The sequence below is a fragment of the Ruegeria hyattellae genome (genome assembly GCF_041537925.1).
Classification (GTDB): domain Bacteria; phylum Pseudomonadota; class Alphaproteobacteria; order Rhodobacterales; family Rhodobacteraceae; genus Ruegeria_C.
In genome coordinates, this window is the sequence record NZ_JBGOSH010000003.1 from 418,570 (window position 1) to 439,014 (window position 20,445).

The window sequence follows — 20,445 nt, forward strand, 5'->3', positions numbered from 1 at the left end:
TTCGGAGCCAAGCCATGTCTTTTGCACATCGTCACCTTCTTGGCATCGAACAACTATCCCAATCAGACATCACCGCAATACTCGATCTCGCCGAGAAATATGTTGAGTTGAACCGGCAATCGCTGAAACACGCGGATGAGTTGGCAGGCCTCACCCAGATCAACATGTTCTTCGAAAACTCCACTCGCACACAGGCGAGCTTCGAACTGGCGGGCAAACGGCTGGGTGCTGATGTAATGAACATGGCGATGCAGGCCAGTTCGATCAAAAAGGGCGAGACCCTGATCGACACGGCGATGACGCTGAACGCGATGCATCCCGACCTGCTGGTGGTGCGCCATCCGCAGTCCGGAGCCGTCGATCTGCTGGCGCAAAAGGTGAACTGCGCGGTGCTGAACGCGGGTGACGGACGGCATGAACACCCCACCCAGGCGCTGCTGGACGCGCTGACCATCCGCCGTGCCAAGGGACGGTTGCACCGGCTGACTGTCGCGATCTGTGGCGATGTTGCCCATTCGCGTGTCGCCCGGTCGAACCTTATCCTGTTGGGCAAGATGGAGAACCGCATCCGCTTGATCGGCCCGCCAACCTTGGTGCCGGGGCATTTTGCCGAGTTCGGGGCAGAGGTATATGAGGATATGAGCGAAGGCCTGAAAGACGCCGATGTCGTGATGATGCTGCGGCTTCAGAAAGAGCGGATGGATGGCGGCTTTATCCCGTCCGAGCGGGAATATTATCATCGCTACGGGCTGGACGCCGCCAAATTGGCAATGGCAAAGCCGGACGCCATCGTGATGCACCCAGGGCCGATGAACCGCGGGGTCGAGATCGACGGTACGCTGGCCGATGACATCAACCGCTCGGTCATTCAGGAACAGGTCGAGATGGGTGTCGCCGTGCGCATGGCGGCGATGGACCTGCTGGCCCGTCATCACCGGGAGGCTACGGCATGAGCGATCCGGTCACCGTCGATGCAAACGAGTTCGGCTATTTGCGCGTTTATGCGCTGGATATCGCGCCGGAGCACGCCAGGTTCCTGCGCGAACCGGGGGCGGCCGAGCAGTTGCTGGGTGTCGAGGGGCTCGAATCGCGTGAGATCGAGATTTTCCCGGTCTGGGATCTCGAAGGGTTCGGCCTTCATGGCTACCTGTCCGAAGGCTGCGGCATTCCCGAGGATCAACTGGACGCTGAGGCCTTGGACAAGATTATGGGTTGGGTCATGTTGGTGCGCAGCGCCGCGTTTCGGGGCAAGGCGATGGACCTGACGCTGGACAGTCGCCTTGAACCGGTCGGCTGTTATCGCGAGGACCGGACCGACTGGTCGGCAGAGCCGTTGATCACCAAGAGCGCCGCGCCCTATTCGGCCCCGCGCACCCCGCCGTGCGAGGCACGCTCCAAAGCGGTCCGCATCGGCTTTGCGATTTTCTCTATCGTGATGATCGCGCTTATTGCCGGGGTTTTATGGCTGATCCTGTGATCCGGTTCGTGCCCGACAGGCATGCCTATATCCGAGCACATGCCTGGCTGGCTGCCTTTGGCATGGCGCTGGCCATGGCGATTCTTTGGATGATGGGCAACCCCTATATCTGGACAGGCGCACCCGCCGGGTTGGCGGCCATCGTGCTGCGCGGCTGGTACATGTCTTCGGAAGAGCTGAGCGCGGTCTGGGAGCTGCGCGACGGTGCCCTGCGTGGCCCGGTCCAGACGATCCCGCTGCCTCAGATCGAAACCGTGCGCACGCTGGGCAGCGCCGTGCAAATCATCACCCGGCCGGGCGACAAATACTTGATCAAGTTCCAGGCCGACTCCGCGGCCACCAGAGCCGCGATTGAAGGGGCCATGACATGACCGCCACCCTATTCACCAATGCCCGCCTCATCGACCCCGAGGCGGAAACCGACAGCCCTGGCTGGCTGCTGGTCCGCAACGGCGTGATCGCAGCGCGGGGCGCGGATACGCCACCCGCGACCGATGGAGAGATAGTCGATTGCAGTGGCAAGTGCTTGGCCCCCGGCATCGTCGATATCGGCGTCAAGGTCTGCGAGCCGGGCGAGCGGCACAAGGAAAGCTACAAATCCGCCGGGCTGGCAGCGGCGGCGGGCGGTGTCACCACAATCGTCACCCGCCCCGACACGCTGCCGGTGATCGACACGCCCGAAACGCTGGAGTTCGTCACCCGCCGGGCGCAGGCGGAGGCACCGGTCAACGTGCTGCCAATGGCGGCGCTGACCAAGAGCCGTGAGGGCCGCGAGATGACCGAGATCGGCTTCCTGATGGATGCCGGTGCCGTCGCCTTTACCGATTGCGACCACGTTGTCAGCAACACAAAGGTGTTTTCCCGTGCGCTGACCTATGCGCGCTCTTGTGGCGCGTTGGTCATCGCCCATCCGCAAGAGCCGGGACTAAGCCAGGGTGCTGCGGCCACCAGCGGCAAGTTCGCGACGCTTTATGGCCTGCCTGCCGTGTCGCCAATGGCCGAGCGCATGGGGTTGGACCGCGACATCGCGTTGCTGGAAATGACAGGCGCCCGCTATCATGCCGACCAGATCACCACCGCCCGCGCCCTGCCCGCGCTGGAGCGCGCCAAGCGCAACGGGTTGGATATTACCGCCGGAACCTCGATCCACCACCTGACCCTGAACGAGTTGGACGTGGCCGACTACCGCACGTTCTTCAAGGTCAAGCCGCCGTTGCGCTCGGAAGACGACCGGCAGGCGGTGATCGAGGCGGTGCGCAGCGGGCTGATCGACATCATCAGTTCAATGCACACGCCGCAGGACGAGGAAAGCAAGCGGCTGCCGTTTGAAGAGGCCGCCTCGGGCGCAGTGGCGCTGGAGACGCTGCTGCCCGCAGCGCTGCGGCTCTATCATGGCGAGCAGCTTGATCTGCCCACCCTGTTCCGCGCGATGTCTCTGAACCCCGCGAAACGCTTGGGGCTAGATAGCGGCAGGTTGGCCTATGACGCGCCCGCCGATCTGGTGTTGTTCGACCCTGACACGCCCTTCATCCTCGACCGGTTCACACTGCAGTCGAAATCGCAGAATACGCCGTTTGACGGGCAGCGGATGCAAGGTAGGGTGCTGGCAACCTACGTGGCCGGAGCGGCCATCTACCGGAGAAATTGATGTTCGCAAGCGACACCTCATCCGACATGCTGATCCTGTGGGTCATCATCGGCTACGGGCTGGGCTCGATCCCGTTCGGCATGGTCTTTGCCCACCTCATGGGTCTGGGCAACCTGCGTGAGATCGGGTCGGGCAATATCGGTGCCACCAATGTCCTACGTACCGGCAATAAGCTTGCAGCGGCACTGACCGTGTTGTTCGACGGCGCGAAAGGCGCAATCGCATTACTGCTGGCGCGCCACTTTGCAGGCGAGCAAGCCGCCCAGTTTGCCGCGCTTGCCGCCTTTCTGGGCCATTGCTTTCCGATCTGGCTTGGCTTTCGGGGTGGCAAGGGGGTGGCCACGTTTTTGGGCATTTGGCTGGCGCTAGCCTGGCCCGTCGGCGTCGGCTGCTGCCTGACATGGCTGGCAGCAGCGGCAGTTTCGCGGATATCCTCGGTCGGCGCGCTAGTAGCTGCTGCATCGTCCACGCTCTGGGCGATTTTTCTGGGCTTTGGGAACACGCTCATCCTAGGCATCATTCTGACCTTGCTGGTCTATCTTCGGCATAGCGAGAACATCGGCCGGATCAAATCCGGGACCGAACCCAGGATCGGCTCGAAATCCTAAACCTGCGTATGGTGAACAAGTCTCTTGATCGAATCGTGTTTATCTGTAATTTCTGATAATACTGAAATAACAGGAATACTCGATGCAGTTGACGCAAGCCATGCAGGATTTCATCCTTCACTGGGGGGATATGGGCACCAAATGGGGCGTGAACCGCTCGGTGGCGCAGATCCATGCCTTGTTGCATATCTCACCCGACCCGCTGACAGCCGATGACATCTGCGACACGCTGGGCCTTGCGCGCTCGAATGTTTCCAACGGATTGAAAGAGTTGCAGAGCTGGAAGCTGGTCAAGGCCAGCCGGCAACTGGGTGATCGCCGCGATCATTTTCACTCGATCCGAGACATGTTCGACCTGACAAAGGCGGTGGTCGAAGGTCGCCGCGAACGGGAATTCGCACCGACCCTGGCAGCCCTGCGTGAAGTGGCGAAAGAGGCCGAGACCGACGGCACCTCAGCCAAAATACGTCAGCGTATCGGAGAGACCCTGGATACGATGCAGATGTTTGATGACTGGTATGTCGACGTTCGCAGGCTACCGCGCGGCATACAGCTTGCCGTCGTCAAGCTGGGCGGTCGCGTCGCCCGCCTGTTGCCCAAGAAATAGAAGGAAATGTCAGTTTAAAAAAATTTGCACCGATATTTCCCTCATAACAGAAATAACTGTCATTATTGCATACTTGGACGCATGGCAGTTCGTCCCAAGCAATTCACAAAGGGAGCGTCAACATGACCGATCTGAACCCATCCCGGCACCCGGAGCGTCCGCCGCGCGGCATCACCTGGACCGATCTGGTACCGATGAGCCGTTGGACCAAAGCGAAGGAATTGATGCTTCCGCTGCCGTGGCTGCTGTTTTCTTTGGCACTCTATGGCACATCCCTGTGGCCGCTGGGCGGCATCGGAAGCTTCATGTTCTTCCTCTGCGCCCTGCGCCTAAATCACGAAGCAATCCACGGTAATCTCGGCCTGGCCCGTATGGGGGACAATCTGGTGATGCATGTGCTGAGCGCCCTAATGCTAGGGTCGAACCATGCCTTCAGCCATTGCCATCTGCTGCATCACAAGCATGCGATGGGGCCCGGCGACTGCGAAGGGAAATGCGGGCATATGTCCCTGCCCCAGGTGCTGATCTATGGCCCGCTCTTTCCGGTTGATATCAATCGCGCCGCATGGACGGGCTCGAACGCGCGGGGGCGCAGACGCATCCTGATTGACTGGAGCCTCGTGATTGCCGTCATCACCATCGCCTTGTTGACCGGTTCTCAGGTCCTGCTGCTGCATGTGGCCGCGATGAGCGTCGCCCAGTGCCTCGCCGCGCTTTTTGCGGTCTGGATCACTCATCAGGGCACCCATGACAGCGGCGTCGCGGCCCGCAGTCAGCGGGGCCTGTTGGCGCGGCTGGCCTATCTGATGTTCTATCACCGCGAACATCATCTGTTCCCTAAGGTTCCGGTCAGCCGCCTGCCCGTGTTGGCGGATCGGTTGGACCGCTCGGTGGCAGGATACGCCGCGCGCCGCAAACCCGTGATCGGATGGCTGGAACCGCGCCGGTTCAGGGTCAAGCCCTGAACCGATCCAAAGCGGGTGAGCGGGCCAGCCAGACGGCGGACCCTGAGCGTGATTGCACAGGGTCCGTTCACCAGCACACAATCACCATTACTTGTTTTGAACGTGACCACTGGGATGAACAGGTGATGTTGCGTGACGGCAAATTCAGGGCCGCACGGAACAACACACGCATCATCCGCGTAGCATTTTCGAATGTGGCTGATGCACCCCACAACAAAGGTTATCATCATGAACAAGGTAAAAGCTCTCTTCGGCGGCGTCGCACTTTCGGTTGCTCTGGCGACATCCGCTCTGGCGGCGGGCGTTGAGTTGAACGCGTCCTCGACCGGCCTCGCCCTGCAGGGACATGACCCCGTGGCCTATTTCACTGAAGGTGAGGCAACGCCGGGAAACTGGAAAATCACCTCGACCTATAACGACGCCACCTACCGCTTTGCCTCGGAAGAGAGCAAGGCCGAGTTCGAGCGCAACCCCGAGGCCTATCTGCCGGTCTATGGCGGCTATTGCGCATTCGGTGCTGCGATGGGGTTCAAGTTCGACGGTGACCCTAATGTCTGGAAGATCGTCGACGACAAGCTGTATCTGAACATTTCGCCTGACATTCAGGAACGCTGGGAAGGCGACATTCCCGGTTTCATCGAAAAGGCGAGCGCGAACTGGGAAAACATCGCCGACAAGGACCCTGCCTCGTTGCAGCAGTAATCCGGTCTTAGCGAATAGTGCAATCGGCGGCGGGGAAACCTGCCGCCTTTTTTTTTGGCAATCCGGCTGCGGCGAATACCGCTCAGCGCCGCCGCAACGCCACGGTCAGGTGCCAGATTTCGCAGGCATATGTAGTCGTATGCGCTCGGTAGAGCGCGTCCAGCCTGCGGTAGAACTCATCAGCCAGTTCACTGGCGGCATCTGGTGCCTGCGCAGATGGTTCAAAAAGCTGGGTACGCAAGGTCGAGTCGGCAAACGCCTTTGTGTAACCCACATAAAGCCGGGCATATTCCGCCGGATCATCGACCTTGTCCTTGAACAGATCATCGGGGTTTTCGGGCGCCGGCGTCACGGCAAGATGCTCAACCTCACACGCAGTTGCCAGTATGGGATCACCGGAAATCGCCTCGGACGCCTCGGTCGCGGTCATGAACCACAGGGAAAAGACAAAGCCGTTCAGCACCTCGGCGTCCAGCATACCGTCATCGGCCATGCTCTGTGCAACGGCCTGCATGGCGCGATAAATACCGCGTCCGGCGGCCGCCGCTCCGTTTGCTTCTGCCGCGTCCGGAACCGACCCCAGCGCGGAGACCAAAAGATACCCGCCGGGTTTCAGTTCCGCCGTTCGGTGACGCAGGAAGGAAACCCAGTCGCGGTACGCCATCTCTGCCAATTGCACGCGCGCCGCGCCGTGCAGATCGTTGAACAAGACCGTGCCGGGCGCGTTCAGCCGAACCGCATGGCTAAGCCAGTGACTGGCGAAGAAACAGGTTCCCAGGGACACGGAATTCTCGGCAACCAGTCGGTCATAGAACGACCCCACCGCCGCCTCGACCCGCAGCGGGCCGTTGTCCGAAAGATAGCCATCGGGGCCGTTGACCAGTCCAAACAGCGCATTCCAGTCGTTCCCCGGCTGATCCGAATGGCAAACTGCGATCGGCGCATCAGCGAATTGCGCGCGATAGGTTTCAATGGCCGGGCGTACGGTTTCGATCGCGCTCATGCCCGGTCCGCAGCCATAATCAACCAGCCGCAACTCCGGCTCGACCCGGCCAAGCTTGCCCACCAGACGCCGGATATGATCGGCCTGCATGATTGCATGCTGCTGCTGCGCAGAGGAATTCCGGTTGTAATCAACCATGCCCTCGGTCGACTTGCGCGTCTCAATCGGATCGCTGGCCATTACACGTCTCCGAGTCTGGTTCGATGCCAACACCTTGATGGGCTGAGCGTCAGTAGCTGTACTCGCCGTAAATCCGGGTCAGATCACCGCCCCAGTCGCCATTGTAATGATCCAGCAATTCGTCGGCGGGCACTTTGCCGCTTTCCAGACTGTCTTTGAGCGCGTTCAGGAAATGGGTTTCATCCGGCACCATGCCACCCACGCCGGGACGCGCGCGCGCCTTCAGACCCGCCTCGGAGATCGTCACCACTTCGCGTGCCAGAGCAAGCATATCGATATCGCCGACCCGCGCCTGCAATCCATGTACCGAGGCTTCGACGCGCAGCGCGTCGCGCGTTTCAGCGCTCCAGCCCTTGACCAAATTCCAGGCCGCATCAAGCGCGGATTGATCATACATCAGGCCGACCCAGAACGCCGGCAAGGCACAAAGCCGACGCCACGGCCCGCCATCCGCGCCGCGCATCTCCATGAATTTCTTGATCCGCGCCTCGGGGAAGAGCGTGGTCAGATGATCGGCCCAATCGCTGAGCGTGGGCGTTTCACCGGGCAGCGCGGGCAGTTCGCCCTTCAGGAAATCGCGGAAAGACTGGCCCAGCGCGTCGTGATAGACACCATCGCGATAGACAAAATACATCGGCGTATCGAGCGCGTATTGCACCCAAGCCTCGAACCCGAATCCATCGTCGAAGACAAAGGGCACCATGCCGGTCCGGTCCGCATCCAGATCGCGCCAGACCCGGCTGCGCCAGCTTTTGTGGCCATTGGGCTTGCCTTCGAGGAATGGTGAATTGGCGAACAACGCGGTCGCCACCGGTTGCAGCGCAATCGCCACGCGCAGCTTTTGAACCATGTCCGCTTCGGAAGAGAAGTCGAGATTGACCTGCACGGTGGAGGTGCGCCGCATCATCACCCGGCCCATCGTGCCGACCTTCTGCATGTAGCTGTCCATCAGCTTGTAGCGGCCCTTGGGCATCAGAGGCATGTCCTCATGGGTCCAGATCGGCGCAGCCCCAAGCCCGATGAAACCCACTCCGATCTTGTCGGCGATGTCCTTCACATCGCTCAGATGCGCGTTCACCTCATCGCAAGTCTCATGAATGGTCTCCAGCGGGGCGCCGGAGAGTTCCAGCTGCCCGCCCGGTTCAAGGCTGACATTGGCGCCGTCCTTCTCCAGTCCGATCAGCTTACCGCCCTCTTCCACCGGCGCCCAGCCATGGCCATCGCGCAAGCCCTCGAGCACGGCCAGAATCGAGCGCTCGCCCTCAAAGGGCAGCGGTTTCAGCGTATCTTTGCAATAGCCGAACTTCTCGTGCTCGGTCCCGATCCGCCACTGGTCCTTGGGCTTGCACCCGTCCGCAAGGTATTCGGCCAGTTGTTCGTGCCGTTCGATCGGCCCGCCGCCGGATTGGGGAATGGACATGGCTCGCTCCGATGCTGACTGCTTCGTTCAAACGCCAGTCGTGGTCACAAACGCGGCGGGTGTCAATGCAGCCGCATCTGCGCCGGGCGACTTGAATGCCGTTCCCAGATCACAACCGGGTGTGGGGACCTACCGCCAAGCTCGGCCAGCATGGACTCGGTCCGCAGGCCAGGCAGCGCCGCGAAGACATCAAACAGCGCCTCGGCTCCTTCGGCATTGACGGGAATATGCAGCGACGGCTGGCCCGGCTGCCGCAACACCCAATGTGCGGGTTTCGACGTCGGGTCGAGCGTCAGTTGATCCAGATCCGCCGCTGCGACAACGCCGCCTGTCAGAGGGCCGAAATAGCTGATCTGCCCTTCATCCACCAAAACCACACCCGGCCCGCCTGTGCCCGATCGGAACCGCACGCGCTGGATACCGATAACAATCAACGCAACACCTGCAGCAAGCAGAAGCCAGCCCAGCCATGCTAGCAAGCCCCCCGGCCCGACGATCCAACTGAGGCCGACCAAAAGCAGGGCCGCCGCAACCAGCACTTCGCGCCATTTCCAGAGAGTCAGCTTTGCCTCGGGGCGGATGAAACTCATGGGTCCGGCCTTTCTTCAGTGACTTGCGAGCGGGCGGCTGCGCCAATGTGGTTAAGGTGTGTAGTGCCGGGCAATCTTCAAGCCCTCGATAAACGAGATGCGGGGTCAACTAACCCGCTCGGAGTCCCTGAACAGGCACATCGAATAAGATCCGATGATCTCAAAGCCTGTGCGTTTGTAGACTCCCACCGCCGCCATGGAAGCCGCAAACAGAATCGCGCACTTCTTGCCAGAACGGTTGGCCTCGGCCAGATGCAAATGAAGTGCCCGACCCGCATAGCCTCGCTGCCTGTGATCCGGGGGCGTAAAGACACCGCCGACCTGAACCACATCGCCGCAGATCGCATTGAAGCCGGTCATTGCAACAGGTGTCTCGTTCAACATAAGGGCGCGATGGGTATCCGCTGCGATGTAAGCAGCGACATCGCGGCGTGCCACTACCTCGGCCTGATCGGCCGGAGTGCCCAAAACCTCGCGGTGATACGCCGCGCGCCAGGCCTCGATTATTTCTCGCGGCACGGCCGCAAGCGGGACGAGCCGACCCTCGCCGCCTGGCTCTGCCAAATCGCAGAGGCTCAGGCGCATCAGCGGTTCATCGCTGTTATTATTCACGGGCCGATCCTGCAGGCCAAATGCCGGTAACAGTGCACGGACCTGCGATGTCTCGCCAGTGCACCCGATCAATTGTCGGCCCGTCAGCAACGGCTTCAGTCGCGCCCAATCCATGAAACCGGGCAGTTGCGGCAGGATCATGCCTTCGCGCGTGATCGCGAGCAGCCCACCGGTATCCGGGTCGATCCAGACCGAGATCCCGCGCGGATGCGCCCCATCCAGACCGTGGGTCCGCAGGTTGGAAAGGGGAAACATAGACGTCTCGATATGGTCCGAGAAGAACATGTCGATCGCGGCGGTGTCATCTTGCGTCGCGCGCCGCATCTACCAGTCCCCCAGCACCTGTTGCCAGACCGTCATCGCCGCAACCGCCGCCGTATCGGCCCGCAGGATGCGTGGCCCGAGGCTGACCGCATGGGCGAACTCGGCCTGTGAAAGCCGCGCGCGTTCACTGTCGGAAAACCCGCCTTCGGGGCCGATCAGGATCGCCCAGCGACCCGACCCTGCGTCGTGCAACGCCTGCCCGGCTCCGACCAGCGCCTCATCGCAGAACATCAACTGCCGATCCTCGGGCCAATCAGCTAGCAGGCGGTCGAGTTTTTGCAGTTCGCTCACTTCGGGCACGAAAGTCCCGCCACATTGTTCTGCCGCCTCGATCGCATGGGCCTGCAACCGGTCCTGCCGGATTCGGTCGGAGTTGGTAAAGGCGGTCTGGACCGGTACGATCCGACGCGCGCCCATTTCGGCGGCTTTTTCTACGATGAAATCGGTGCGCGCCTTTTTGATCGGCGCGAAGAGCAGCCAGATGTCGGGCGGCATCTGCAGGGGCTTGGTGTTTTCGCTACAGGTCAGAGACCCGCCGCGCTTGCCCGCCTTGGCCACCTCGGCCAGCCATTCGCCGTCGCGCGAATTGAACAGGGCAACAGACGCACCCTCTGCCAGCCGCATCACCCCAAACAGGTAATGCGCCTGATCCCGCGTCAAAGGAACCGATTGCCCCTGCCCCAGCGGGTGCTCTACATAAAGCCTGATCTTTGCACTCATGAGAGCCTACATATGCAAGGCGATGCGCCAACACCAGACGGCAAGGTCTCGGACTCGGTTTCGGGCAATTGGGTCGATAGCTATGCTCCCGGATTCGCCCGCCCCTATCTGCGGCTCAGCCGCGCGGACAGGCCTATTGGCACTTGGCTGCTGTTGATCCCCTGCTGGTGGGGTCTTGCGCTTGCCATATTGGCGGGTGACGATCCGCGCATGGGCGATCTTTGGATTGTGGCGGGATGCGCCCTCGGGGCGTGGCTGATGCGCGGTGCGGGCTGCACATGGAACGACATCTCTGACCGCGAGTTTGACGCCCAGGTCGCGCGCACAAGGTCGCGCCCTATCCCGTCGGGGCAGGTCACGCTGACCGGCGCGTATGTATGGATGATCCTGCAATGCCTGCTGGCGCTGTGCATCCTGCTCAGCTTCAACCGCGCTGCCATTGCGATGGGCGTTCTCAGCCTGCTGCCTGTCGCGATCTATCCTTACGCCAAACGCTTTACCTGGTGGCCGCAGGTGTTTCTGGGCCTTGCCTTCAACTGGGGCGCGCTGCTGGCCTGGACTGCGCATAGCGGATCGCTGGGCTGGCCTGCGGTCTTTCTCTATGCCGCCGGGATCGCCTGGACGCTGTTTTATGACACAATCTATGCCCATCAGGATACCGAGGACGATGAACTGATCGGCATCAAATCGACTGCACGACTATTCGGGCAGAACACGGCGCAATGGCTGAAGTATTTTCTAGCCGCTACCGTCGCCCTGATGGGGTTGGCGGTGATCGAAGCCACCTTGCCCGATGCACCCTTGATGGCCCTGGTGCTGGCGCTTGCTGGACCTTGGGCGATGGGCTGGCACATGGCCTGGCAATTGCGCGGGCTCGATATCGAGGACAATGCAAAACTGCTGCAATTGTTCCGGGTCAATCGCGACACCGGCCTGATCCCGCTAGTCTTCTTCTGCGCTGCGCTGCTGGTCTGATTGCACCCCGGCCAACAGCCTTGTAAGACATCCGGACCCAAAGGACGACAAACCGACTCGGCCCATGCGTATTTCCCAGACGTTCATCGCTGCCCTGACCTTCGCGCTGGCCGCCGGGCTTTGCGTGATCGCAGCCGGTTTCGCGGTTCAGGCGGTTGAGGACGCCTCGGAAATCTCGGTGCGCCGAGCGCTTGACCTGAGTGGACATGACTGGGCCGAGGTGCAGGCGGACGGGCTGCGTGTGGTGCTGACCGGAACCGCCTCCGACGAAGCGACCCGGTTCAACGCCCTGACCGTCGTCGGGAACGAGGTCGAAGCCTCGCGCGTCATCGATGAGATGGAGATCATCCCAACGGCAAATCTGCGCGCTCCACGTTTCTCGGCCGAGATCCTGCGCAATGACAGCGGCATCTCGATCATCGGGCTGGTCCCGGCAACGATGGATCGCGAAGGCCTGATCGACCAGCTGCGCGGCATTCCCGACCACGGCGGCGTGACCGACCTGCTGGAAACCGCCGATTATGCTGAGCCCGAAGGCTGGAGCGACGCGATCGATTATGCCGCGACGGCGCTGTCAGTGCTACCGCGTTCCAAGATTTCGGTGGGTCCGGACCTGGTTAGTGTCACCGCCATCGCTGACAGTGCCGAAAACAAGACCAACATCGAGAAAACGCTAACCCGCGTTGCCCCGAACGGGCTGCGCATCCGGCTTGAAATCTCCGCTCCGCGCCCGGTGATCACCCCGTTCACATTGCGGTTCCTGATCGACGAGGACGGCGCGCGGTTTGACGCCTGTTCCGCCGACGGCGCGGGCGCGCGCGACCAGATCGCCGCCGCCGCACGGCGCGCTGGCGTGGCGATCGAACAGGCCTGTGTCATCGGACTGGGCGTACCTTCGCCAAAATGGGGCGCGGCTGCCGAACTCAGCATCGACGCGGTGACCGCGCTGGGCCGGGGATCCGTCACCATGTCAGACGCAGATATCACGCTGATCGCTGCCGAAGGCACCGATCAGGGGCAGTTCGACCGGGTCATCGGCGAGCTTCAGGCTGACCTTCCAGCGGTCTTTGCCCTGCACGCGGTACTGCCGCAACCGGTCGAGGACGACCCCTCGGGTCCGGTCGAGTTCACTGCGACACTCAGTCCCGAAGGACAGGTGCAACTGCGCGGACGTCTGGCGGACGAGAACATGCGTCACATGGTGGACAGCTATGCCAAAGCCGCCTTCGGCTCGGACGTGGTGCATACCGCCACGCGGATCGTGCCGGACCTGCCCGCGCAATGGCCGGTTCGGGTTCTGGCCGGCCTGGAAACGCTGTCGCTGCTGCGTAACGGTGTGCTGACCGTCACCCCGGACAGCGTAGCGCTGCAGGGGGTCAGCTACCTTGAGGATGCCAGCGCGCAGGCGGCGCGGCTACTCGCCGAAAAACTGGGCGAGGCGCAAGGGTTCGACCTGTCGATCACCTATGAGGAACCGCCCGAACCCGCCGACAAGCCGCTCGACCCCGAGGTTTGCGAAGGCCGGGTGGCAGAGATCCAGAGCGAGGCGAAGATCACCTTTGAACCCGGCTCGGCCACCATCGCCGGTGACTCGCTGGACACAATGAACCGCATCGCCGATGTGTTGGATCAATGCGGTGGCATCCGGATGGAGATTCAGGGCTATACCGACAGTCAGGGCCGCGAAGAGATGAACCTGCAGCTCAGCCAGGCCCGCGCGCAATCGGTCCTGAACGAGCTGCGTGCCCGCCGGGTGCTGACCTCAAGTTTCACAGCGGTCGGTTACGGCGAGAACGACCCCATCGCCGACAACAAGTCCGAAGCGGGCCGCGAAGCCAACCGGCGCATCAAGTTCCACCTGATCCGCCCCGATCCGATCCCCGAGACCCAGACCGGGCTGGAAGCGGTCGAACAACAGCCCGAGCCCGAGACTGAAGCGGATGCCGAAAGCGGACAGGACGATTAAATGAACAGAACCGAATTCATCATCACCACAGCGATCATCCTATTTGTCGCCTTTGCGATGGGCTGGTTCGCCAATTGGCTGGTACACCGCTTTACCCGTGTTCGGCAAAGCGATGTCGCCGATCTGGACCGGATGAGTCAGGAGTTGCACGAGGCCGAGGAAACCCGCGATCAGGCGATCACCTATCTGCAGCAGCGCGAGGCGGAACTAACCAACCAGTTGACCCAGACCGAGGCCGAATTGGGCGCGGCCATGGACGGGCTGCGCGATGCCCGGCTGGAGGCCGAGGAATTGCGCGCGCGGCTCCACAGCGTCAACTGATCACCAACGGTCGAGCGCAGCCTCGTCTTCGTCCTTTGCGGCGACCCAGTCAGCGCCCTTGCCCGTAATTTCCTTCTTCCAGAAGGGCGCGCGGGATTTCAGATAGTCCATCAGAAACTCCGCCGCCTCGAACGCATCCTTGCGGTGGCGCGCGGCTGTGGCAACCATCATGATCCGGTCCCCCGGCAAAAGACGGCCATGGCGGTGGATCACCAGCACGTCACTCAGCGACCAGCGTTGGCGCGCCTCGTCGGCGATGGCCTCGATGGCCTTTTCGGTCATGCCCGGATAGTGCTCGATTTCCATCACGTCCAGATTACCCTGCGCCAGATCGCGCACCACGCCGGTGAAAGTGACGATGGCACCGCTGCCAGTATCACCCGCCGCAAAGCGGTTGGCCTCGGCACCCAGTTCGAAAGGTTCTTCCTGAACCGAAACGCGCATTGAATTATCCGCCAGTCATAGGGGGAAAGAAGGCCACTTCACGCACACCGTTCAGTGGCGCGCTAAAATCGCTGAGTTCCTGATCCAGCGCGACCCGAAGCGCCGAAAGATCGGCAAATGCCGCAGCATAGCGGTCTTCGCGAGCGATCAGTTCGGCAACCAGATCGGCCACGGTCGCGGCCTCGGTCTCGAGCTTCTCCTTCGGGATGCCGATCCGCTCGCGGACCCATGCGAAATAGAGCACGTCCATCATTGCGTCTCCTTGAGATGCGGCATAGATTTAATAAGGTAGTCCCAACCGGTAATCAATGTCAGCGCCGCCGCGATCCAAAGCAGCCAGAGGCCAACGCGACCGGACCAGATCATACCATCCAGCTTCCAGCGCAGCCCGTTCAGATCCTCGACCGTGCCCGCCATGATCCCGTCGATCAACTGCTGATCCATGCCAAAGGACGACATCACCAGATAATGCTCGAAGATCCCCTGACTGAATAGAACCGCGATGGCGATCATCTGCGTCGTGGTCTTCCATTTGGCCAGTTTCGTCACCTTGAGCGTACCCGCCGTGTCGCCCAGGTATTCGCGCAGCCCCGACACGAACACTTCGCGGAACAAAATGACTGTTGCGGGCAGGACCAGCCAGGGCGTCCAGTGCTCGGTCGAATAACCCACAAGGATCATCAGCGCGATCACCACCATCGCCTTGTCGGCGATCGGATCCAGCATCGCGCCGATCTTGGTTTCCTGCTTCCAGGCGCGTGCCAGATAGCCGTCAAACCAGTCCGTCACCGCCGCGGAAACAAACAGGATCAGCGCAAACCAGTCCGCATATGGCCGGGTGAAATACAAAAACATGACAGCAAGCCCTGGCGCCGCGAGAAGTCGTAGCAAGGTCAATATGTTCGGCAGGTTCCATTTCATGACCGGACCTTATCCCGGCGTTGCGGGAACTGGAAGATGAGGTGCGATAAATCTCGCAGCCACTGATTTAGCCTTTGTCGTGGAAGAAATCATAGACTTTTTGCGCGAGCCCGGCCGAGATGCCCTCGACCGCCTTGAGATCGGCCAGATTGGCGCGGCTGACGGCCTTGGCGCTGCCAAAATGCGCCAGCAGAGCCCGTTTGCGCGCCGCACCCACTCCGGCAATCTCATCAAGCGGCGTGGCGCCCACTGCCTTGGCGCGCTTGGCCCGGTGGGTGCCGATGGCGAACCGATGCGCCTCATCCCTGAGACGCTGCACGAAATACAGCACGGGATCGTTGCGTTTCAGCGCAAAGACGGGTTGGCCGGTGCGGTAGAATTCCTCTTTGCCGTGGTCGCGGTCGACGCCCTTTGCGACGCCCACCATGGCAATGTCATCGACACCATGTGCGGTCATGATCTCCTGCACGGCGCTGACCTGACCGGCCCCGCCATCGATCAGCAGCAAGTCGGGCCAAAGCGCCATTTCGCGATCGGGATCCTCTTTCAGCAGGCGGGCGAAACGACGATTCAGAACCTCTTTCATCATGCCGAAATCATCGCCCGGGGTCAGGTCATTGCCGCGAATGTTGAACTTGCGATAGGCGTTTTTCATGAACCCCTCGGGCCCGGCCACGATCATTGCGCCGACCGCGTTGGTGCCCTGGATATGCGAGTTGTCATAGACCTCGATCCGTTCGGGCGGCGCATCCAGATCAAACGCCTCGGCCAGCCCGCGCAACAGCTTGGCCTGGGTGGCGCTTTCCGACATGCGACGGCCCAGCGACTCGCGCGCATTGCGCAGAGCACCCGACACCAGTTCGGCCTTCTCTCCGCGCTGCGGCACCAGTATCTCGACTTTGCGCCCGGCTTTCTCGGTCAACGCTTCGGTCATGAGATCAGCGTTTTCGATCGCATCGGACAGGATCAACTGACGCGGCGGTTCCTTGTTATCATAGAACTGGCCCAGAAACGCCTCCATCACCTCGGCCGCTGAGACATCTGCGCCAACGCGGGGATAGAAATCGCGATTGCCCCAGTTCTGATTGGCCCGGATGAAAAACACCTGCACGCAGGCCTGACCACTATCCATGTGCAGCGCGATCACATCCGCCTCGCTCACACCGCGAGGGTTGATGCCCTGGCTGGTCTGCACGCTGGTCAGCGCCTTGATCCGGTCGCGGAGGCCCGCGGCGCGTTCGAACTCCATCGCGTCCGAGGCCAGTTGCATCTGTTCGGCCAGTTCCTCCTGCACTCGGGTGGATCGCCCGGACAGGAACCGTTCGGCGTCCTTTACGCGCGCGGCGTAATCCGGTTCCGAGATCAGCCCGACGCAGGGACCGGAACAACGCTTGATCTGATACAGCAGGCAGGGCCGCGTCCGGCTGTCGAACATGGAATCCGAGCAGTTGCGCAGTTGAAACGCCTTTTGCAACTGGTTCAGCGTCCGGTTTACGGCACCCGCGCTGGCGAATGGGCCAAAATAGGTGCCTTTTTCCTTCTTCGCACCGCGATGCTTCTTGATCTGCGCAAAGCCATGCTGCTTCGAGACAAGAATGTTGGGAAAGCTCTTATCGTCGCGCAGCAGCACGTTGTATTTCGGTTTGAGCTGCTTGATGAGGTTCTGTTCCAGCAACAGCGCCTCGGTTTCGGTGCGCGTGGTCAGGAACATCATCGAGGCGGTCTCGCCGATCATCCGCTCGATCCGCGGAGAGTGGCCAGGGCGGGAATAGTTTGACACCCGCGCCCGCAGATTGCGCGCCTTTCCCACGTAAAGAACCCGCGCCTGCGCATCCAGCATCCGGTACACGCCGGGCGAGCTGTCCAGCGTTTTCAGATAGGCCTGAATGCAGGCATAGCCCACGGGCGCGGGATCGGTGATTCTGTCGGGCACTTCATTCATGGCCCACAGATATGATTCTGGGCGGGGGGCTGCAATCTTGCGAGGGTCAGTTCAAGGGAAAACAAATCCACGGCTTCTGTGGATAACCATGCGTATATCTTCCCGCCAACCACAGAAATTCGTTGAAAACAGGGGGCTTCGTTGATTTGCACAAAAATTAGGCGCTAACATAACACATTGTTTTCAAAGTGAATATTTTTTGATACGTAGCAAGTGTATGAAAATAAAGACATTTTTGTAACGATTAAGTAACAGAAATGCGAGCGGTGCAAAACTTGCATCGCGCAGGCTTATTCAACGCCCAGAACATCTGGCGTTTTCCAACCAAGATGCTGGCCGCCATCGACGCAGATCAGCTGCCCGGTGACCGCGTGCGCGTCCAGCAAATACCCCAGCGCGGCGGTAATATCCGACGGGTTCGATCCCCGCCCCGAGATCGTGTTGGCGCGTTGCGCGGCGAAATGCGCCTCGGATTGCCGGTGTCCGCGCAGGGTCGGACCCGGCCCGATAGCGTTCACGCGGATGGCGGGGGCCAGCGCCTGCGCCGCCGTCTGGGTCAGGGTCCACAGTCCGGATTTCGCGATCGTATAGGTCATGAATTCGGGCGTCAGCTTGCGCACCCGCATGTCGATCATGTTGACGATCAGCCCGGTGGCCTGGGGTTCGTCATTTTCGTCAGTCCGGATCGCAAAACCCTGGTTCGCCATGGCCTGCGTCAGCACGAAGGGTGCGCGCAGGTTGCTTTCCAGATGCCGGTCCCAACCGTGCCGGGTCGCTGAGTGGATATTGTCGTATTCAAAGACCGAGGCGTTGTTCACCAGACAGGTGACCGGCCCGCCCAGCTCCTGCGCCGCGCGCGGCAACAGCGCCTCGACCTCGGCCTCGTTCACCAAGTCCGCTTTCAGCACGACCGCTGAGCGTCCCTGCGCCCTGATGGACTCCGCCGTGTCATTTGCGGGGGTTTCCGAGGTCGCGTAATGCACTGCCACATCAAAGCCGCGCTGCGCCAGATAGAGCGCCATCTCGCGGCCAAGCCGAATACCTGCACCTGTGACCAATGCACGGGCCATGCCCAAACTCCCCCGCTGCGGGTTACAGCAAAACGCTCACGATATATACGACGTAGAGGGTGGTAAGGATCACCCCCCAAATCCGGGTGATGTCCTTTTTCCCGAACACAAACGGGAACAGCAGCACCGACGCACCCAGCATGACCCAGAGGTCGAACTCCAAAAACTCGGGATCGACCGGAATCGGACCGAACCATGTGGCAATGCCGATGATGGCCAGCAGGTTGAACATGTTCGACCCGATCACATTGCCCAGCGCCACATCCGCCTGACGGCGCAGCGCCGCCATGACCGTAGTCGCAAGCTCTGGCAAAGAGGTCCCGATCGCCACCAGTGTCAGGCCGATCACGGTTTCGCTGACATGATAGGTGCGGGCGATCACGGTGGCGCTTTCCACCAGCAGATGCGCGCCCATCGGAAGGCCGATGATGCCCAATAGCAGATAGAGGCCAATGCGCCAGAACGGCATATCGGGATCGGCCTCTTCCAGATCCTCCACCTCATCCGCGGCACCGCAGGCCCTGCGATGCGCCTTAGCATCGCGGAACGCATCTGCCAGCACCAGCGCCAGTACGGCCAGCAGGATCGCGCCGCTCCAGAAGGTGAACTCGCCCAGAAAGGCCAGCCCAATGAACAGCACCGAAGATACCAGCATGAAAACATAGGTTTTGCGACTGTTGCACTCGCTGGTGTGCAGGGTGGCCAGCAGCGCGGGCAGGCCCAGCACCAGCAGGATATTGGCGGTGTTCGAACCGACGACGTTGCCCAGCGCGATGCCCGGGGCGTTCTCTTCAACAGCCTTGATCGCGATCAGCAATTCAGGCGCCGACGTTCCGAAGGCAACGATGGTCAGGCTGACGATCAGGGCGGGCACGCCCAGACGCAGGCTCAGGTTGACCGCGCCACGGACCAGCACGTCACCCGCCAGCAGCAGGATGATCAGACCGAGGCTGGAAAGCAGCCACGCTGTCATGAACGCCCCCCCTGCCCGCAGCGGCACGGTCCCTTACCGATACGAAACCGTCCGCAGCCCGTACACCGGGCCGAGCGCAACTTAGTCTGGCCCGGAAATCGCAATTTGCCGAACATTGCCAGAACCGCCATGCCGATTAGAAAAAGAAGGACAACTTTCAAAATCACGTCAGAGACCAAAGCGCGCGTAGGCCGCCCGCTCCTCCAGCCCGGCGACAGCGTCCTGCGCCACCTGAGCGCCCAGGCGCAGAAGGATTGGTTTCTTGAGGCCATAGCGGCGGAACTGCACTTTTTCCCCGAACCGTTCCTGCATCTTGGGTTTGAGATGGCCGATGCCGTCGATCAGGCCCAGTTCCTGTGCGCGCCGTGCCAACCAGAATTCTCCGGTGAACAGGTTGCCATTGTCGTTCAGCTTGTCACCGCGCCGGGTCTTGATCTGATTGATGAAGGTCTGGTGCATCTCAGCCAAAAGCACCTTGAGGCGCGAGACGTCCTCTTCCTTTTCGGGCGCAAACGGATCGAGCATGGATTTCGACCGGCCCGCCGTGTGAACCCGGCGTTCGATCCCTTGCCGCGCCAGGAAAATATGAGCGCCGAACCCGGACGAGATCACGCCGATGGACCCCACGACCGAGCTTTCATCGGCCCAGATCTCATCCGCCGCCGACGCCAGCCAGTAGCCACCCGATGCGGCGACATCCTCGACAAAGGCATAGACCGGCACGCTCAGCTCTTCGGACAGGCGACGAATGCGCGATCCGATCAGCGAGCTTTGCACCGGCGAGCCACCGGGTGAGTTGATCTGGAGCGCAACGGCAGCGGGCTTGCCACGCCGGAAGGCGCGTTCCAGCATCGGGGCCAGCGTGACGTCATTGAGAGTGCCGCGACCGCTCATCCCGATGGCCCCGGACAGGCGGACCACGGCGACAAGAGGCGGGTTATTAAGGAATGGGAGGCGCAGTTTCATGAATGCCCATG

At 61.3% G+C, this 20,445-nt stretch carries 23 protein-coding genes; 11 read left to right on the forward strand and 12 right to left on the reverse strand.

The genetic code is table 11. From position 1 onward, the window contains the following. Positions 1-14 precede the first annotated feature (14 nt). From AB1E33_RS09505 to AB1E33_RS09540, 8 genes are all read left to right on the forward strand, one after another. Complete coding sequence (locus AB1E33_RS09505; RefSeq protein WP_372577022.1) at positions 15-953, forward strand: aspartate carbamoyltransferase catalytic subunit; 939 nt, start codon at positions 15-17, stop codon at positions 951-953. Continuing rightward, positions 950-1,477: a hypothetical protein gene (locus AB1E33_RS09510; protein ID WP_372577023.1), complete on the forward strand. Its 528-nt coding sequence runs from the start codon at positions 950-952 to the stop codon at positions 1,475-1,477. The genes AB1E33_RS09505 and AB1E33_RS09510 overlap by 4 nt, the downstream gene beginning before the upstream one ends. Then, on the forward strand, positions 1,462-1,848 hold the full coding sequence (locus AB1E33_RS09515; RefSeq protein ID WP_372577024.1) for a hypothetical protein: 387 nt from the start codon (positions 1,462-1,464) through the stop codon (positions 1,846-1,848). The genes AB1E33_RS09510 and AB1E33_RS09515 overlap by 16 nt, the downstream gene beginning before the upstream one ends. Then, a complete protein-coding gene (gene pyrC / locus AB1E33_RS09520; protein ID WP_372577025.1) occupies positions 1,845-3,125 on the forward strand; it encodes a dihydroorotase in 1,281 nt (426 codons plus the stop codon). The genes AB1E33_RS09515 and pyrC overlap by 4 nt, the downstream gene beginning before the upstream one ends. Then, positions 3,125-3,733 carry a glycerol-3-phosphate 1-O-acyltransferase PlsY gene (gene plsY, locus AB1E33_RS09525; protein ID WP_372577026.1) on the forward strand — a complete coding sequence of 203 codons (609 nt, stop codon included), beginning with the start codon at positions 3,125-3,127 and terminating at the stop codon, positions 3,731-3,733. Before pyrC ends, plsY begins: the two co-directional genes overlap by 1 nt. Positions 3,734-3,815: 82 nt before the next feature. Further along, positions 3,816-4,340, forward strand: a complete 525-nt coding sequence (locus AB1E33_RS09530; protein WP_372577027.1) for a GbsR/MarR family transcriptional regulator — start codon at positions 3,816-3,818, stop codon at positions 4,338-4,340. Positions 4,341-4,462: 122 nt separating this feature from the next. Beyond that, positions 4,463-5,305, forward strand: coding sequence for a fatty acid desaturase (locus AB1E33_RS09535; protein WP_372577028.1), 843 nt, complete (start codon positions 4,463-4,465; stop codon positions 5,303-5,305). A gap of 228 nt (positions 5,306-5,533) precedes the next feature. Next, complete coding sequence (locus AB1E33_RS09540; protein WP_372577029.1) at positions 5,534-6,007, forward strand: YHS domain-containing (seleno)protein; 474 nt, start codon at positions 5,534-5,536, stop codon at positions 6,005-6,007. Positions 6,008-6,089: 82 nt separating this feature from the next. Here AB1E33_RS09540 and AB1E33_RS09545 read toward each other — a convergent pair whose 3' ends face one another. From AB1E33_RS09545 to AB1E33_RS09565, 5 genes are all read right to left on the reverse strand, one after another. Beyond that, positions 6,090-7,190, reverse strand: coding sequence for a class I SAM-dependent methyltransferase (locus AB1E33_RS09545; RefSeq protein ID WP_372577030.1), 1,101 nt, complete (start codon positions 7,188-7,190; stop codon positions 6,090-6,092). Positions 7,191-7,239: 49 nt separating this feature from the next. Next, positions 7,240-8,610 carry a glutamate--cysteine ligase gene (locus tag AB1E33_RS09550; protein WP_372577031.1) on the reverse strand — a complete coding sequence of 457 codons (1,371 nt, stop codon included), beginning with the start codon at positions 8,608-8,610 and terminating at the stop codon, positions 7,240-7,242. Between the two features lie 62 nt (positions 8,611-8,672). Further along, positions 8,673-9,200, reverse strand: a complete 528-nt coding sequence (locus tag AB1E33_RS09555; RefSeq protein ID WP_372577032.1) for a hypothetical protein — start codon at positions 9,198-9,200, stop codon at positions 8,673-8,675. 105 nt (positions 9,201-9,305) lie between these two features. Then, positions 9,306-10,136, reverse strand: coding sequence for a GNAT family N-acetyltransferase (locus tag AB1E33_RS09560; RefSeq protein WP_372577033.1), 831 nt, complete (start codon positions 10,134-10,136; stop codon positions 9,306-9,308). After that, positions 10,137-10,856, reverse strand: a complete 720-nt coding sequence (locus AB1E33_RS09565; protein WP_372577034.1) for a 16S rRNA (uracil(1498)-N(3))-methyltransferase — start codon at positions 10,854-10,856, stop codon at positions 10,137-10,139. Between the two features lie 12 nt (positions 10,857-10,868). Here AB1E33_RS09565 and ubiA point away from each other — a divergent pair, with 12 nt between their 5' ends. The 3 genes from ubiA (at position 10,869) to AB1E33_RS09580 (ending at position 14,118) form a co-directional block, all read left to right on the forward strand. Beyond that, positions 10,869-11,831, forward strand: coding sequence for a 4-hydroxybenzoate octaprenyltransferase (ubiA, locus tag AB1E33_RS09570; RefSeq protein ID WP_372577035.1), 963 nt, complete (start codon positions 10,869-10,871; stop codon positions 11,829-11,831). Positions 11,832-11,895: 64 nt separating this feature from the next. Then, positions 11,896-13,797, forward strand: coding sequence for an OmpA family protein (locus AB1E33_RS09575; RefSeq protein WP_372577036.1), 1,902 nt, complete (start codon positions 11,896-11,898; stop codon positions 13,795-13,797). Then, entirely contained in the window at positions 13,798-14,118 is a 321-nt protein-coding gene (locus AB1E33_RS09580) for a hypothetical protein (protein WP_372577037.1), read from the forward strand. It abuts the gene before it with no gap. Here AB1E33_RS09580 and AB1E33_RS09585 read toward each other — a convergent pair whose 3' ends face one another. From AB1E33_RS09585 to AB1E33_RS09615, 7 genes are all read right to left on the reverse strand, one after another. Beyond that, positions 14,119-14,562: a molybdenum cofactor biosynthesis protein MoaE gene (locus tag AB1E33_RS09585; RefSeq protein WP_372577038.1), complete on the reverse strand. Its 444-nt coding sequence runs from the start codon at positions 14,560-14,562 to the stop codon at positions 14,119-14,121. A 4-nt stretch (positions 14,563-14,566) separates the two neighbouring features. After that, positions 14,567-14,812 carry a molybdopterin converting factor subunit 1 gene (moaD, locus tag AB1E33_RS09590; protein ID WP_372577271.1) on the reverse strand — a complete coding sequence of 82 codons (246 nt, stop codon included), beginning with the start codon at positions 14,810-14,812 and terminating at the stop codon, positions 14,567-14,569. After that, complete coding sequence (gene pgsA / locus AB1E33_RS09595) at positions 14,812-15,483, reverse strand: CDP-diacylglycerol--glycerol-3-phosphate 3-phosphatidyltransferase (protein WP_372577039.1); 672 nt, start codon at positions 15,481-15,483, stop codon at positions 14,812-14,814. The genes moaD and pgsA overlap by 1 nt, the downstream gene beginning before the upstream one ends. 67 nt (positions 15,484-15,550) lie before the next feature. Beyond that, complete coding sequence (uvrC, locus tag AB1E33_RS09600; RefSeq protein ID WP_372577040.1) at positions 15,551-17,416, reverse strand: excinuclease ABC subunit UvrC; 1,866 nt, start codon at positions 17,414-17,416, stop codon at positions 15,551-15,553. Between the two features lie 299 nt (positions 17,417-17,715). Then, positions 17,716-18,495: an SDR family oxidoreductase gene (locus tag AB1E33_RS09605; protein WP_372577041.1), complete on the reverse strand. Its 780-nt coding sequence runs from the start codon at positions 18,493-18,495 to the stop codon at positions 17,716-17,718. Between the two features lie 22 nt (positions 18,496-18,517). Beyond that, positions 18,518-19,468, reverse strand: a complete 951-nt coding sequence (locus tag AB1E33_RS09610) for a calcium/sodium antiporter (protein WP_372577042.1) — start codon at positions 19,466-19,468, stop codon at positions 18,518-18,520. Between the two features lie 168 nt (positions 19,469-19,636). After that, positions 19,637-20,434 (reverse strand): S49 family peptidase, encoded by a 798-nt coding sequence (locus tag AB1E33_RS09615; protein ID WP_372577043.1) that lies wholly within the window; start codon positions 20,432-20,434, stop codon positions 19,637-19,639. Positions 20,435-20,445: the final 11 nt, after the last annotated feature.

Bases quoted from the DNA above. Each gene is read 5' to 3' on its own strand.
- AB1E33_RS09505 (WP_372577022.1), top strand. From the start codon at position 15: ATGTCTTTTGCACATCGTCACCTTCTTGGCATCGAACAACTATCCCAA.
- AB1E33_RS09510 (WP_372577023.1), top strand. From the start codon at position 950: ATGAGCGATCCGGTCACCGTCGATGCAAACGAGTTCGGCTATTTGCGC.
- AB1E33_RS09515 (WP_372577024.1), top strand. From the start codon at position 1,462: ATGGCTGATCCTGTGATCCGGTTCGTGCCCGACAGGCATGCCTATATC.
- pyrC (WP_372577025.1), top strand. From the start codon at position 1,845: ATGACCGCCACCCTATTCACCAATGCCCGCCTCATCGACCCCGAGGCG.
- plsY (WP_372577026.1), top strand. From the start codon at position 3,125: ATGTTCGCAAGCGACACCTCATCCGACATGCTGATCCTGTGGGTCATC.
- AB1E33_RS09530 (WP_372577027.1), top strand. From the start codon at position 3,816: ATGCAGTTGACGCAAGCCATGCAGGATTTCATCCTTCACTGGGGGGAT.
- AB1E33_RS09535 (WP_372577028.1), top strand. From the start codon at position 4,463: ATGACCGATCTGAACCCATCCCGGCACCCGGAGCGTCCGCCGCGCGGC.
- AB1E33_RS09540 (WP_372577029.1), top strand. From the start codon at position 5,534: ATGAACAAGGTAAAAGCTCTCTTCGGCGGCGTCGCACTTTCGGTTGCT.
- AB1E33_RS09545 (WP_372577030.1), bottom strand. From the start codon at position 7,190: ATGGCCAGCGATCCGATTGAGACGCGCAAGTCGACCGAGGGCATGGTT.
- AB1E33_RS09550 (WP_372577031.1), bottom strand. From the start codon at position 8,610: ATGTCCATTCCCCAATCCGGCGGCGGGCCGATCGAACGGCACGAACAA.
- AB1E33_RS09555 (WP_372577032.1), bottom strand. From the start codon at position 9,200: ATGAGTTTCATCCGCCCCGAGGCAAAGCTGACTCTCTGGAAATGGCGC.
- AB1E33_RS09560 (WP_372577033.1), bottom strand. From the start codon at position 10,136: ATGCGGCGCGCGACGCAAGATGACACCGCCGCGATCGACATGTTCTTC.
- AB1E33_RS09565 (WP_372577034.1), bottom strand. From the start codon at position 10,856: ATGAGTGCAAAGATCAGGCTTTATGTAGAGCACCCGCTGGGGCAGGGG.
- ubiA (WP_372577035.1), top strand. From the start codon at position 10,869: ATGCAAGGCGATGCGCCAACACCAGACGGCAAGGTCTCGGACTCGGTT.
- AB1E33_RS09575 (WP_372577036.1), top strand. From the start codon at position 11,896: ATGCGTATTTCCCAGACGTTCATCGCTGCCCTGACCTTCGCGCTGGCC.
- AB1E33_RS09580 (WP_372577037.1), top strand. From the start codon at position 13,798: ATGAACAGAACCGAATTCATCATCACCACAGCGATCATCCTATTTGTC.
- AB1E33_RS09585 (WP_372577038.1), bottom strand. From the start codon at position 14,562: ATGCGCGTTTCGGTTCAGGAAGAACCTTTCGAACTGGGTGCCGAGGCC.
- moaD (WP_372577271.1), bottom strand. From the start codon at position 14,812: ATGGACGTGCTCTATTTCGCATGGGTCCGCGAGCGGATCGGCATCCCG.
- pgsA (WP_372577039.1), bottom strand. From the start codon at position 15,483: ATGAAATGGAACCTGCCGAACATATTGACCTTGCTACGACTTCTCGCG.
- AB1E33_RS09605 (WP_372577041.1), bottom strand. From the start codon at position 18,495: ATGGCCCGTGCATTGGTCACAGGTGCAGGTATTCGGCTTGGCCGCGAG.
- AB1E33_RS09610 (WP_372577042.1), bottom strand. From the start codon at position 19,468: ATGACAGCGTGGCTGCTTTCCAGCCTCGGTCTGATCATCCTGCTGCTG.
- AB1E33_RS09615 (WP_372577043.1), bottom strand. From the start codon at position 20,434: ATGAAACTGCGCCTCCCATTCCTTAATAACCCGCCTCTTGTCGCCGTG.